This window comes from Streptomyces sp. NPDC091272 (assembly GCF_044757485.1).
In the GTDB taxonomy this organism is placed as follows: Bacteria; Actinomycetota; Actinomycetes; order Streptomycetales; family Streptomycetaceae; genus Streptomyces.
In genome coordinates this window covers 71,768-84,799 of sequence record NZ_JBIVVC010000013.1, presented here as the reverse complement: position 1 = coordinate 84,799, position 13,032 = coordinate 71,768, and the positions used below count along the sequence as shown (strand labels likewise).

The 13,032-nt window shown below is 72.4% G+C and carries 9 protein-coding genes and 1 riboswitch; of the genes, 5 read left to right on the top strand and 4 right to left on the bottom strand.

Going from position 1 to position 13,032, the window contains the following annotated elements:
• Window positions 1–90 precede the first annotated feature (90 nt).
• Window positions 91–167, top strand: a riboswitch (cobalamin riboswitch).
• A 91-nt stretch (window positions 168–258) separates the two neighbouring features.
• From cobN to ACIQM4_RS29255, 5 genes are all read left to right on the top strand, one after another.
• Complete coding sequence (cobN, locus tag ACIQM4_RS29275; protein ID WP_401597984.1) at window positions 259–3,858, top strand: cobaltochelatase subunit CobN; 3,600 nt, start codon at window positions 259–261, stop codon at window positions 3,856–3,858.
• Window positions 3,859–4,051: 193 nt separating this feature from the next.
• Entirely contained in the window at window positions 4,052–5,197 is a 1,146-nt protein-coding gene (locus tag ACIQM4_RS29270) for a M20 family metallopeptidase (protein ID WP_401597981.1), read from the top strand.
• Window positions 5,194–6,000 carry a GNAT family N-acetyltransferase gene (locus ACIQM4_RS29265; protein WP_401597671.1) on the top strand — a complete coding sequence of 269 codons (807 nt, stop codon included), beginning with the start codon at window positions 5,194–5,196 and terminating at the stop codon, window positions 5,998–6,000. Before ACIQM4_RS29270 ends, ACIQM4_RS29265 begins: the two co-directional genes overlap by 4 nt.
• Window positions 6,001–6,022: 22 nt before the next feature.
• Complete coding sequence (gene menC, locus ACIQM4_RS29260; RefSeq protein ID WP_401597669.1) at window positions 6,023–7,150, top strand: o-succinylbenzoate synthase; 1,128 nt, start codon at window positions 6,023–6,025, stop codon at window positions 7,148–7,150.
• A 94-nt stretch (window positions 7,151–7,244) separates the two neighbouring features.
• On the top strand, window positions 7,245–8,399 hold the full coding sequence (locus ACIQM4_RS29255) for a hypothetical protein (RefSeq protein ID WP_401597666.1): 1,155 nt from the start codon (window positions 7,245–7,247) through the stop codon (window positions 8,397–8,399).
• 162 nt (window positions 8,400–8,561) lie between these two features.
• Here the strand turns inward: ACIQM4_RS29255 and ACIQM4_RS29250 are convergent, their stop codons facing one another.
• The 4 genes from ACIQM4_RS29250 to ACIQM4_RS29235 all read right to left on the bottom strand — a co-directional run bounded on the left by ACIQM4_RS29250 (window position 8,562) and on the right by ACIQM4_RS29235 (window position 13,022).
• Window positions 8,562–10,490 carry an alpha/beta fold hydrolase gene (locus ACIQM4_RS29250; protein WP_401597664.1) on the bottom strand — a complete coding sequence of 643 codons (1,929 nt, stop codon included), beginning with the start codon at window positions 10,488–10,490 and terminating at the stop codon, window positions 8,562–8,564.
• Between the two features lie 104 nt (window positions 10,491–10,594).
• The gene (locus ACIQM4_RS29245) at window positions 10,595–11,254 is read right to left on the bottom strand and encodes a TetR/AcrR family transcriptional regulator (protein WP_401597661.1); all 660 of its coding nucleotides are present in this window, start codon (window positions 11,252–11,254) and stop codon (window positions 10,595–10,597) included.
• 138 nt (window positions 11,255–11,392) lie between these two features.
• Window positions 11,393–11,854, bottom strand: a complete 462-nt coding sequence (locus ACIQM4_RS29240; RefSeq protein ID WP_401597658.1) for a polyketide cyclase — start codon at window positions 11,852–11,854, stop codon at window positions 11,393–11,395.
• 73 nt (window positions 11,855–11,927) lie between these two features.
• Window positions 11,928–13,022, bottom strand: coding sequence for a sensor histidine kinase (locus ACIQM4_RS29235; RefSeq protein WP_401597979.1), 1,095 nt, complete (start codon window positions 13,020–13,022; stop codon window positions 11,928–11,930).
• Between the last annotated feature and the right edge of the window lie 10 nt (window positions 13,023–13,032).

The following is a 13,032-nucleotide window of genomic DNA, read 5'->3' as shown; positions in this document are numbered from 1 at the left end:
CGGCAACCGGGTGCCGCGGCCTTGACCCGGGGCCCTAATATGCCTGGTGGCGGGCTGTACTGCCCGCCGTCGCCACCGAAGGCGACAGGGGAGGAAGCCCGGTGCGATTCCGGCGCGGTCCCGCCACTGTGAGCCCGGCCCCCAACGGCCGGACGAGTCAGGAACTCCCTTCCCCGCGCTCCCGGTTCCGGCCGGGCGGGGAACCCATCGACGATCACCGCCCGGGGCGTGGACACCCCGAGGAAGGCCCGACGCCGCATGATCCTGCTCCTGTCGACGTCCGACACCGACCTGCTGAGCGCACGTTCCTCGGACGGCCCGGTTCGCTACCGCTACGCCAACCCCTCCCGGCTCGCGCTGTCCGACCTCCCCGCGCTCCTCGACGGCACCGACCTCGTCGTGGTGCGGCTGCTCGGCGGTGTCCGCGCCTGGCAGGACGGCCTCGACCAGCTCCTTGCCACCGGCCGCCCCGTCGTCGTCCTCACCGGTGAACAGGCCCCCGACGCCCAGCTGATGGCCGCCTCCACCGTCCCCGTCGGAATAGCCGCCGAGGCACACGCCTACCTGGCGCACGGCGGCCCCGCCAACCTGGAGCAGCTCGCCAGGTTCCTCTCCGACACCGTGCTGCTCACCGGCCACGGCTTCGAGCCGCCCGCCCCCGCGCCCTCGTGGGGCCCGCTGGAGCGCACCGCCCGCGAGGACATCGAGGGCCCGACCGTCGCGGTGCTCTACTACCGCGCCCACCACATGAGCGGCAACACCGCCTTCGTCGACGCCCTGTGCGGCGAGATCGAGACCGCAGGCGCCCGGCCGCTGCCGCTGTACGTCGCCTCGCTGCGCACCCCGGAGCCCGGACTCATCGAGGAACTGCGCGCCGCCGACGCCATCGTCACCACCGTCCTCGCCGCGGGCGGCACCCGCCCGGCGGAGGCCTCGGCCGGCGGCGACGACGAGTCCTGGGACGCGGGCGCCCTCACCGGCCTCGACATTCCCATCCTCCAGGCGCTCTGCCTCACCAGTTCGCGCGCCGACTGGGAGGACAACGACGAGGGCGTCTCGCCGCTCGACGCGGCCAGCCAGATCGCCGTCCCCGAGTTCGACGGCAGGCTGATCACCGTCCCGTTCTCCTTCAAGGAGATCGACGAGGACGGGCTGCCCGCGTACGTGGCGGACACCGAGCGCGCCGCCCGCGTCGCCGGGATCGCCGTACGCCACGCCCGCCTGCGGCACATCCCCAACGCCGACAAGCGCGTCGCCCTCGTCCTCTCCGCCTACCCCACCAAGCACTCCCGCATCGGCAACGCGGTCGGTCTCGACACCCCCGCCAGCGCCGTCGCCCTGCTCCGCCGCCTGAAGCAGGAGGGCTACGACTTCGGTACGCAAGAGGTCCCGGGCCTGGTCTCCGGCGACGGCGACGAGCTGATCTACGCCCTGATCGAGGCCGGCGGCCACGACCAGGAGTGGCTCACCGAGGAGCAGCTGGCCCGCAACCCGGTCCGCATCCCGGCCGCCGACTACCGCCGCTGGTACGCCACCCTGCCCGCCGAACTCCGCGAATCCGTGGAGCGGCACTGGGGCCCCGCCCCCGGCGAGATGTTCCTGGACCGCTCCCGCAACCCGGAGGGCGACATCGTCCTCGCCGCCCTGCGCCGCGGGAACCTGCTCATCCTCATCCAGCCGCCGCGCGGCTTCGGCGAGAACCCGATCGCGATCTACCACGACCCCGATCTGCCGCCGTCCCACCACTACCTGGCCGCCTACCGCTGGATCGCCGCGTCCGCCGACGACAACGGCTTCGGCGCCGACGCGATGATCCACCTCGGCAAGCACGGCAACCTTGAGTGGCTGCCCGGCAAGAACGCCGGCCTGTCCGCCGCCTGCGGCCCCGACGCCGCCCTCGGCGACCTGCCGCTGATCTACCCGTTCCTGGTCAACGACCCGGGCGAGGGCACCCAGGCCAAGCGCCGTGTGCACGCCACCCTCGTCGACCACCTGGTGCCGCCGATGGCCCGCGCCGACAGCTACGGCGACATCGCCCGGCTGGAGCAACTCCTCGACGAGCACGCCCAGATCGCCGCCATGGACCCGGCGAAGCTGCCCGCGATCCGCGCCCAGATCTGGACGCTCATCCAGGCCGCGAAGCTCGACCACGACCTGGGGCTGGAGGACCGCCCCGAGGACGAGGGCTTCGACGAGTTCATCATGCATCTCGACGGCTGGCTCTGTGAGATCAAGGACGTCCAGATCCGCGACGGGCTGCACGTCCTCGGTGGCGCCCCCGCCGGAGCCGCCCGCGTCAACCTGGTCCTCGCGATCCTGCGGGCCCGCCAGATCTGGGGCGGCACCGCCTCCCTGCCCGGCCTGCGCGAGGCCCTCGGCCTCGACGAGTCCGCGGCGCGGCGCACCACCGCCGACGAGATCGAGGAGCAGGCCCGCACCCTCGTACAGGCGATGGAGGACGCGGACTGGGACCCGGCCGCCGTCGCGGGCACCGCCGCGGGCCACCCGGGCCCGGTCGCCGACATCCTCGACTTCGCCGCCCGCGAGGTCGTGCCGCGCCTCGCCGCCACCACCGACGAACTCACCCACACCGTCCACGCGTTGAACGGCGGCTTCGTCCCGGCAGGACCCTCGGGGTCCCCGCTGCGCGGTCTGGTCAACGTCCTGCCGACCGGCCGGAACTTCTACTCGGTCGACCCCAAGGCGGTGCCCTCCAAGCTCGCCTGGGAGACCGGACAGGCGCTCGCGGACTCCCTCCTGGAGCGTTACCGCAACGACAACGGCGAATGGCCCACCTCCGTCGGCCTCTCCCTGTGGGGTACGAGCGCCATGCGCACGGCGGGCGACGACATCGCCGAAGCCTTCGCGCTCCTGGGCGTCCGCCCCGTGTGGGACGACGCCTCCCGCCGGGTCACCGGTCTGGAAGCCGTCCCGGCCGCCGAACTCGGCCGCCCCCGCATCGACGTCACCCTGCGCATCTCCGGCTTCTTCCGCGACGCCTTCCCGCACACCGTCGGCCTGCTCGACGACGCGGTACGCCTCGCGGCCTCGCTGGAGGAGCCGGACGACATCAACTACGTACGCGCCCACACCCAGGCCGACCTCGCCGAGCACGGCGACGAACGCCGCGCCACCACCCGCATCTTCGGCTCCCGCCCCGGCACCTACGGCGCGGGCCTCCTCCAGCTGATCGACTCCCGCGACTGGCGCACCGACGCCGACCTCGCCGAGGTCTACACGGTGTGGGGCGGTTACGCCTACGGCCGGGAGCTCGACGGCCGCCCGGCCCGCGAGGAGATGGAGACGGCGTACAGGCGCATCGCGGTCGCGGCCAAGAACACCGACACCCGCGAACACGACATCGCCGACTCGGACGACTACTTCCAGTACCACGGCGGCATGGTCGCCACCGTCCGCGCCCTCAAGGGCACGGCCCCCGAGGCATACATCGGTGACTCCACGCGCCCCGAGACGGTCCGCACCCGCACCCTCGTCGAGGAGACGTCCCGGGTCTTCCGCGCCCGCGTGGTCAACCCGAAGTGGATCGAGGCCATGCGCCGCCACGGCTACAAGGGTGCCTTCGAGCTCGCGGCCACCGTCGACTACCTCTTCGGCTACGACGCGACGACCGGCGTGGTCGCCGACTGGATGTACGACAAGCTCACCGAGACGTACGTCCTGGACCCGACCAACCGCGAGTTCCTCAAGGAAGCCAACCCCTGGGCGCTGCACGGCATCGCGGAGCGCCTCCTGGAGGCCGAGTCCCGCGGCATGTGGGCCAAGCCCGACCCGGCCGTCCTGGACGCCCTGCGCAAGGCGTACCTGGAGACCGAGGGCGACCTGGAGGGCGAGGACTGAGCGCGGCGGGCCCCGAGAGGCCGGCCGGCCGGGCTCCGAAGCTGTCACGGCGCACGGAACCGGCCGGTCTTCTTGGTGCCGGGGCACGAAGATTCCCCCGTGGATCTGCCTTAGCGTCAAGGGCATGACATCGGTGAGGAACCATCAGTCGAACGCCCCGTCCCCGCGCGGACCGGCGGGACAACTGCCCGCCATGCTCGCGGACCTGGAGGAGCTGGTCGTCTGCGAGTCCTGGTCCGCGGACCTCGCGGCGGTCGCCCGCAGCGCGGACCTGGTGGCCGCCCAGGGAGCCAGGCACCTCGGGGCCGAACCGGAGCGCATCGTCGTCGACGGCGTCACCCATCTGCGGTGGACCTTCGGCACCCCGCGGGTACTGCTGCTCGGCCACCACGACACGGTGTGGCCGACGGGGTCCCTGCTCACCCACCCCTGGTCGGTGACCGACGGCGTGGCGCGCGGACCCGGCATCTTCGACATGAAGGCGGGACTGGTGCAGATGTTCCACGCGCTTGCCTCGCTCCCTTCGCTCGACGGGGTGTGCGTGCTGGTGACCGGGGACGAGGAGGTGGGCTCGGACACCTCCCGGCCCCTCATCGAGGAGAGCGCCCGCAACTGCGCCGCCACCCTCGTGCTGGAGGCCTCCGCCGACGGCGGGGCGCTGAAGACGGGCCGCAAGGGCACCTCAGGCTACGAGTTGGTGGTGCACGGCAGGGCGGCCCACTCCGGCCTCGAACCCGAGAAGGGCGTCAACGCGGCGATCGAGGCCGCACACCTGACGCTCGCCCTGGACGAGGTCGCCGCGGAGGTCAACGCCGGTGCGCCCGCGCACTGGTGCACCACGGTGACGCCGACCGTGATGAGCGCGGGATCGGCGACCAACACGGTTCCGGCGCGGGCCGCGGTCAGCGTGGACGTCCGCGTGCCGACGCTCGCGGCACAGCAGAAGGTGGACGTGGCGCTGCGCGCGCTGCGGACCACCGTGCCGGGCGCGCGCCTTGAGGTGCGCGGCGGGCCCAACCGGCCGCCGCTGGAGGAGTCGTCGGCCGCGGACCTGTTCCGGCGGGCGAGCGCGCTCGGCCGCCGCCTGGGCATGCCGCCGCTGTCCTCGGCCGCGGTCGGCGGGGCGTCCGACGGGAACTTCACCGCCGGGCTCGGCTGCCCGACGCTGGACGGACTGGGCGCCGTCGGCGGGGGAGCGCACGCCGACCACGAGCATGTGATCGTCGCCGAGCTGCCCGTGCGGGCCCGGCTGCTCGCGGCACTGGTCGCGGAGATCGCGGAGATCCCCGGGGCGTCGGACGTCCCCGGCACCGGCACCTCGGACGAGGCCGTCCGATGAGTGCCTCCGCAGGACCTGGAGCGCCCGGACCGGGACCCGTCCCCGCTCTGCCGGAGGTCCGCGAACTCCACAACCTGGCCGACCTGACAGCCGTCGACGATCTCTTCGTACGGATCTGGGGCAGCGCGCCCGGCGGCTCGCCCATGGGCGTCGAGCAGATGCGGGCGCTGACGCACGCGGGGAACTACGTCGCCGCCGCCTACACCGACGGCCGGATGACCGGCGCCTCGGTGGCCTTCTTCGGCGCCCCCGTCGGCCAGGTGCTGCACTCGCACGTCACCGGTGCGCTGCCCGGTCGCCGGGCGGGCCTCGCGCTCAAGCTGCACCAGCGGCAGTGGGCCCTGGCCCGGGGGCTCTCCCGGATCACCTGGACGTACGACCCGCTGGTCAGGCGCAACGCGCACTTCAACCTGACCAAGCTCGGCGCACGCCCCGTCGAGTACCTGCCGTGCTTCTACGGGGCGATGGAGGACGCGATCAACGGCGGGGACGACACCGACCGGGCCCTGGCGTCCTGGGACCTGAACCGGGAACCGCCCCGCCCCGGTCCGCCGGCACCGCTGCCCGCCGACGCCGTCACGGCCCTGTCCGTACGGGACGGCCGGCCCGTGGTGGGCCGCCTCGACGCCCCGACCCTCCTCGTCGAGGTCCCGCCCGACGTCGAGGGGCTGCGCCGCACCGATCCGAGGGCGGCGAAGGAATGGCGCCTCGCGATGCGCGAGGTACTCGGCGGCCTGCTCGCCGACGGCGCCCGCGTCACCGGCTTCCACGACAGGACCTGCTACGTCGTCACCACCCGGTGACCCCCGACCTCCCTGGAGCACCATGAAGATCACCGGAATCGAACTGCGCCGGATCGCGATGCCGCTGAAGGCACCCTTCCGCACCTCTTTCGGCGTCGAGAGCGCCCGGGACGTCCTGCTCGTGCGGGTCGTCACCCCGGACGGCGAGGGCTGGGGCGAGTGCGTCGCGATGTCGGAGCCCCGCTACTGCTCCGAGTACGTCGAAGGCGCCGCCGACGTACTGCGCCGCTTCCTCGTCCCCGCCCTGCCCGACGCCGTGGACGCGCACGCCGTCAAGCGGGCGCTGAAGCCGTTCAAGGGCCACAAGATGGCGAAAGCCGCCCTGGAGACCGCGGTGCTGGACGCACAGCTCCGCGCCTCGGGGCAGTCCTTCGGCGGGTTCCTCGGGGCGGAGCGCGACCGTGTCCCCTGCGGGGTGTCGGTCGGCATCATGGACTCGATCCCCGAACTCCTCGACTCCGTGGGACAGTTCGTCGACGAGGGCTACGTCCGCATCAAGCTCAAGATCGAGCCGGGCTGGGACCTGGCCCCGGTGCGCGCGGTGCGGGAGCGCTTCGGTGACGAGCTGCTCCTGCAGGTCGACGCCAACGCCGCCTACACGCTGGCCGACGCCCGGCTGCTGGCCAAGCTGGACGCCTTCGACCTGCTGCTCATCGAGCAGCCGCTCGCCGACGACGACCTCGTGCAGCACGCCGCGCTCGCCCGCCGGCTCCGCACGCCCGTCTGTCTCGACGAGTCGATCGAGTCCGCCGAGGACGCGGCGGCGGCCATCACCCTGGGCGCGGCCTCGGTCATCAACATCAAGCCCGGCCGGGTCGGCGGATACCTGGAGGCCAGGGCCATCCACGACGTGTGCGTCGCGCACGGCGTCCCGGTGTGGTGCGGCGGAATGCTGGAAACCGGCCTGGGCCGCGCCGCGAACGTGGCCCTCGCGGCCCTGCCCGGCTTCACCCTGCCCGGTGACACCTCCGCCTCCGGCCGCTACTTCGCCACCGACGTCACCGCGCCCTTCGAGCTCGCCGACGGACACCTCGACGTGCCGGCCGGCCCCGGCCTGGGCGTCGAGCCGGACCCCGGCTTCCTGGACGAGGTGACCACCTCCGTCGAGTGGCTCCCCCTCCAGCCGTCCGGCGCCGCCGGCCGGCCCTGACAGCCCGGTTTACGGACCCGGGGACGGGGCAGCGGTTCCTTCCTGGGGATTACGGACCATACTGGTCGGGCCCCGTCCCCCACAGAACGACTCCATGGCCAAGAAAAGCACCTCATCGACCACCGCCCCCGACACCGCGTGGCTGGGCCGCGGGCGCCATCTCGGGCCCGAGGCAGAGCAGGACGTCCGGCGCAACCTGATCGCCCTCAAGGCGGCCGGGGTGCTCGACGACTTCCTGGACCTCGATCCCGTCGAGGCGGCCCGCTCCAGCGCGCTGTACCCACGGGACGAGTCGGCCGACCCCGGGGCGTCGGCCCGCCGCGTCTTCGAGGCGCGCTGGCGCGTCGCCGGGGACGTCACCGTGCGCGCGCAGCTGACCACCTACGACCCGGAGGGCCGGCGTCGCGAGGGCGAGGGTGTGGTCTGGGTCGTCGCCGCCGAGGCGGAGCGCATGTGGGACGCGCACTGGCCCTCGCCCGTCACCATGTTCTGGCCGGACAGCGACCGGGCCCCGTGGGACCACGGCTGGACGGTGCCGGACGTACGGCTGCGGATGGCCAACCACCTGCCGAAGGACGACGACGAGCTGCGCAGAAGGCTGCGTGAGCTGACCCGGCACAGCTGGTTCATCCACGTCGTGGTGCACGAGGCGATGACGCCGGACGTGCTGGGGCAGCGGCCCGTCTCCGCGTTCCTGCCGCCGAGCCTGCGGCACCGGGTGGTGGAGCACCGGGCCACACCGGAGCAGGCGCAGATCGCCGACTTCGCGATGAAGCGGGAACTGGGCGTACGGATGCCGCGCGGCGGTGCGGTCGTCCTGCCGGTGGCGACGCGGTCGCAGGACCACGACGCGGAGCGCTTCAGCGTGCGCGACGTCTTCCTGGACGGCTCGGCGCCGACCGAACTCCTCGACCGGATCAAGGAGTTCGCCGCGCTGCCCAGCCTGCTGCCCGCCGAGGCAGAGCAGGCTCTGACCCGGCTGCGCCAGGGCTGGCACCTGCTCAGCCCGGACGAGGAACTGGTCCACGCCCGGGACATGGTCAGCAGGTACGCCCAGGCGCTCGAAGCCATGACCACCTCCCGCGACCTGTACAAGGAGGCGGCCGAAGCGGCGCACGCCGCGCTCGCCGAGGTCAACGGCGGCGACGGAGTGCTCCGGCCGGCCGCGCCGGGTGCGGCCAGGACGGACGGCTCGGCGCTGGGCGCGCTGACGAAGGCGTTCGGCCGCTTCCGGGGCGCGGACAAGTAGGACCCGCCCGGCGATGCTGGGAGTCCCCGCGCCCCGGAGCGCGGCACCGCCTCAACCGCTCCAGCCGCCGGAGCGCGGCACCGGCTGCTTGTGCGCGCGGCGCTCCTTCGGGGTGAACACGCTGGTCACCTCCGTTGCCTGAGCATCGTCTTGCTCCGGTGGTCAGCTCGGGTGCTGCTCCCCGCCCAGGTGCCGCGCGAGGAAGCGGTCGGCCAGGTGGTACATGTCGATGTTGTTCTGCGGGTTGACGAAGCCGTGGCCCTCGTCCTCCTTGACCATGTACTCGACCTCGACCCCGCGGGCGCGCAGGGCGTCGACGATCCGGTCGGACTCGGCCTGGACGACCCGGACGTCGTTGGCGCCCTGCACGACCATCAGCGGCGTACGGATCCGGTCCACCCGGCTGAGCGGCGAACGCGCCCAGAGGTCCGCCTCCTGCGCGGGGTCGGCGGGATCGCCCGCGAACAGGAACCAGTTGTTGGTCAGGTGCGGCTTGACGAACTCCGGCACGGTGCGCAGGAAGGTGACCAGGTTGGAGATGCCGCAGAAGTCGACCGCGGCGGCGAAGACGTCAGGGGTGAAGGTGACGCCGACCAGCGCGGCGTAACCGCCGTAGGAGCCGCCGAAGACGGCGACCCGGTCCCGGTCCGCGTACCCCTCGCGCACGGCCCAGTCGACGCCGTCGATGAGGTCGTCGTGCATCTTTCCCGCCAGCTCGCCGATGCCGGCCTGGAGGAACTTCTTCCCGTAGCCGATCGAGCCGCGGAAGTTGACCTGGAGCACCGCGTAGCCACGGTTGGCGAGGAACTGGGCGGTCGGGTCGAACAGCCAGCTGTCCCGCATCCAGGGCCCGCCGTGCACCAGCAGGACCAGCGGAAGCCCGGTGGGCTCCACCCCGACGGGCAGCGTCAGGTACGAGGGGAGGGCGACGCCGTCGCGCGCGGTGATGGTGACCGGCGTCATCGGAGCCAGCGTCTCGGGGTCCAGGTGCGGCCACGGCCTGAAGAGCAGACGGCTGCGGCCGGTGGCCCGGTCGTAGAAATACGTGGCACCGGGGTCGCGGTCGTGGGTGAAGGTGACGATCCAGCGCTGCCCGCCCGCATCGCAGGACACGCCGCCCAGGTCGCCGTCGGACAGCTTCTCCAGGTCCTCCAGCACCGCGGCGAACTGCGGGTCCAGGCAGTGGATGTCCTGCCGCGCACCGAGATAGCGCACGCCGAGCAGCGCACCGGTGTGCGGATTGAGGATGAGCGCCGACGGCAGCGTGGGAAAGACGGAGGAACGGGTGTCGAGGTCGTACTCCGGGTGGCTGTCGACCTCCGTCTCCTCGCCGGTGGCCAGGTCGAGCCGCACCACCCGGGCCAGGTCGGAGTTCCGGTAGGAGCCGATCCACGCGCCGGTGCCGTCCGGGGTGAGCTGGAAGGGGTTGATGTCCAGCGGGTGGTCGGGGCCCGCGAACGTGGTGACAAGTCGGCGTTCCCCCGTCGCCGGATCCCACTGCTCAAGCGCGAGGTCGCCGTCCTCGTTGAGCGAGTGCAGGTACACGCTCTTGTCGGGTGTGCAGAACAGACCGGCCACCTGGCCGGGATTCTGCGCGAGCATCGTCAACTCACCGGTGGCGATGTCGAGTTCGTAGAGGTCGAACTCCACCGGGTCACGGTGGTTCAGCCGCACCAGTCCCTTGCCGGGCCGGGAGGCCACGGTCTCGAAACCCAGCGCGACGGCGCCGGGGAACGGGGTGAGGTCGACCGCGTCGGCGTGCGGGTCGTCGAGGTCGACCCGGTAGATGTGCCAGTGCTCGTCGCCGTTGTTGTCCTGCGCGTAGATCAGCCACCGCGGATCGTCCGTCCAGTGGTAGACGTGCACGCTGCGGTTCTCGTCGGCGGTGACACAGCGCGCCTCCTTCTCCCCGTCGAGGTCCTCCACCCATACGTTCAGCCGGCCGTGCCACGGCGCCAGGAAGGCGATCCTCCGGCCGTCGGGCGAGAGCGTGGCACGGGCGCGGACGGGGGAGGAGAAGAGGTCCTCGACAGCGAGGTACGGGACCTTGCGCGAGGCTTCGTGCGAGGGGGTGGGCGGTGTCGCGGACATGCGGACGCTCCTTCTCGGGTGGGGTCGCCGCCGGGCTCCCGGCGGCTCGCGCCGGTCAGGGGTTTCGGGCGCGGGACCGGCTCGGACGGGCTGTCGGGGCCGGCTCAGGCGACCGGGTCGCCGACCAGTCCGCCGGTCGCCGTACGGATCGCCTCGGCGTAGCGCCTGGCGAGCTCCGCCACGTCCTTGAACTGTGCGAGGTCGGCCCCGGACAGGACCACGGCGCCGATGTGCTCGTCCAGCACGCGGATGACCGAGGCGGTCGCCGCGGCGTGCTTGCGTACGTCAAGGTCGTCCGCCGGGCGGTCGAGCCGTGCGCCGACGATCTCGCGCAGCTCGGACTCGACCTGGTCGCAGGCCATCAGCCAGGCGGTACGCAGGGCGGGTTCGGTGTCGGCGAGCCGGATCATCTTCATCCCGAGCATCTCGTCGCCGAGACTGACCGGCGGCGTCCCGTGCCGAAGCTCTACGAGTGCCTGGGTCAGGTGCTCCTCCAGGGAGCTCTGCCGGGGCCAGCTGCGCAGCACGCTCAGCAGGGTGACGACGCCCTGCATGACGATCGGTTCGGCGCAGCTCTCCTTGCTGCGGAAGTGCCGCCAGATGGTCCGGGTCGAGAGGCCCACGGCCTCGGCGATCTGGTCACCGCTCGTACCGGCCACCCCGTGCTCCCAGAACAGGCGCGCCGCCTCCCGGGAGATCTCCAGCCGCAGCCGTTCCCGCCGCTGGTCGCTCATGCCCCCCGCGCTGCGCTTGATCGTCGTCATGGCGCACTTCACCTTCCTCGCGTGTCGTCTACCGACAGTGTGTCACTAAGTGACACGCAATGCCAGTGGCGCGGAGGAAGACCCGAGGGGGAGCGCGAAGGGCCGGGGCGAACAGAGCCGCCCCGCCCCCGACGGCGCTCACTCCACGTTGCGCGCCAGGATGCCGAGGGTCGCGCGCAGTCCGGCCTCCGGGATGACGGGGAAGATGCCCGCCTCCCGGTACTGCTCCTCGATCTCGCTCCAGTCGTAGTACGACGTCACGAGGGTGCCGCCCTCGGCGGGCTCCAGCAGGTAACCGTAGAGGTGCCGTATCGGCGGCTGGATCTGTCCCGAGATGGTCCACTCGATCCGGGCGTCCTGCTCGAACCGCGTGATGATCACGGTGACGTCGTACTTCCCGAGGGGATAGTCGTTCAGCGACTCGCGGTCCATGTGCACCACGAACTCGTCGCCCACCGCGCGCACCGGATCGCCGTCCGCCGACTGGAGCATGCCGGAGCTGTCGACGGCCACGTGGCCGGACGGGTCGCACAGCAGGGCGAAGATCTTGCTCGGGTCGGCGGCGATCTGGCGGCGTACTTCGAAGCGCTCTGTTGTCATGCCCGCCACCCTCGCACGCGGCGTCGGGGCTGAGAAGCGACGGCCGGGGCGGATCCTCGCCGAGGGCGCGCTCTCAGCTGCCGGGCGGCGGATCGGTCGCGGGCAGTTCCACCGTGATCGTCATGCCGCCGGCCGGGCGCGCGGCGAGGGCGAGGGTGCCGTCGTGGGCCCGGACGATGGTCCTGACGATGGCCAGACCGAGGCCGGTGCCCACGTGGTCGGTGTGCACGCGTGCGGTACCGCGCTGGAACGGCTCGGTGAGCGTCGGGAGCAGCTGGGGGGCCAGCTGCTCCCCGGTGTTCTCGACCGTGAGCACGACGGCGGTGGGAAGGTGGCGGGTGTGCACCCGCACGGCGCCGCCGGCGGGCAGGTTGTGGACGATCGCGTTGTGCACGAGGTTCGTGGCCAGTTGCAGCAGAAGCGCGGGCGATCCGCTCGTGGGAGCGATGTCACCACCGGTTTCGAGGGAGACGCCCTGCTTTTCGGCGAGGGGCAGCAGCGTCTCCGCCGCCTCCTCCGCCAGGAGGGACAGATCGACGCGCTCACGGGTGAAGGACCGCTGGTCGGCGCGGCTGAGCAGGAGCAGCGCCTCGGTGAGACCGATCGCCCGGGTGTTGACCGCGTGGAGACGGTCGATGACCTCGGCGGTGTCACACGTCGGGTCGGAGCGGGCCACGTCGAGGAGTGTCTTGGAGACGGCCAGCGGGGTGCGCAGCTCGTGCGAGGCGTTGGCCGCGAACCGCCGCTGTTCGGCGACGTGCGCTTCGAGGCGCGCGAGCATCGTGTCGAAGGAGTCGGCGAGTTCGCGGAACTCGTCCCTGCGACCGGCCAGCCTGATCCGGTGGGAGAAGGACCCGTCCGCGGCCGTACGGGTGGCCTCCTTGATACGGGTCAGGGGGGCGAGGATCCGGCCGGCGAGGAACCACCCGCCCAGCAGGCCGAAGACCAGCAGGAACGCCAGCACGGCCGCCGCCGCGGGCGCGAAGGTGCGCAGGAGCAGCTGGCGGTTGGGGTTCTGGTGCAGCATCCGACGGTCCCAGTCGTCGGGCACGTACTCCAGCAGGAACAGCCACACGGCGCCGAGCAGCAGGGCGCCCGCCACCATGAGGAACCCGGCGTAGCTGAGGGTGAGTTTGACGCGCACGCTCAGCCCGGGGGCCCTGTCCACGTTCAGCCCG

Bases quoted from the DNA above. Each gene is read 5' to 3' on its own strand.
- cobN (WP_401597984.1), top strand. From the start codon at position 259: ATGATCCTGCTCCTGTCGACGTCCGACACCGACCTGCTGAGCGCACGT.
- ACIQM4_RS29270 (WP_401597981.1), top strand. From the start codon at position 4,052: ATGCTCGCGGACCTGGAGGAGCTGGTCGTCTGCGAGTCCTGGTCCGCG.
- ACIQM4_RS29265 (WP_401597671.1), top strand. From the start codon at position 5,194: ATGAGTGCCTCCGCAGGACCTGGAGCGCCCGGACCGGGACCCGTCCCC.
- menC (WP_401597669.1), top strand. From the start codon at position 6,023: ATGAAGATCACCGGAATCGAACTGCGCCGGATCGCGATGCCGCTGAAG.
- ACIQM4_RS29255 (WP_401597666.1), top strand. From the start codon at position 7,245: ATGGCCAAGAAAAGCACCTCATCGACCACCGCCCCCGACACCGCGTGG.
- ACIQM4_RS29250 (WP_401597664.1), bottom strand. From the start codon at position 10,490: ATGTCCGCGACACCGCCCACCCCCTCGCACGAAGCCTCGCGCAAGGTC.
- ACIQM4_RS29245 (WP_401597661.1), bottom strand. From the start codon at position 11,254: ATGACGACGATCAAGCGCAGCGCGGGGGGCATGAGCGACCAGCGGCGG.
- ACIQM4_RS29240 (WP_401597658.1), bottom strand. From the start codon at position 11,854: ATGACAACAGAGCGCTTCGAAGTACGCCGCCAGATCGCCGCCGACCCG.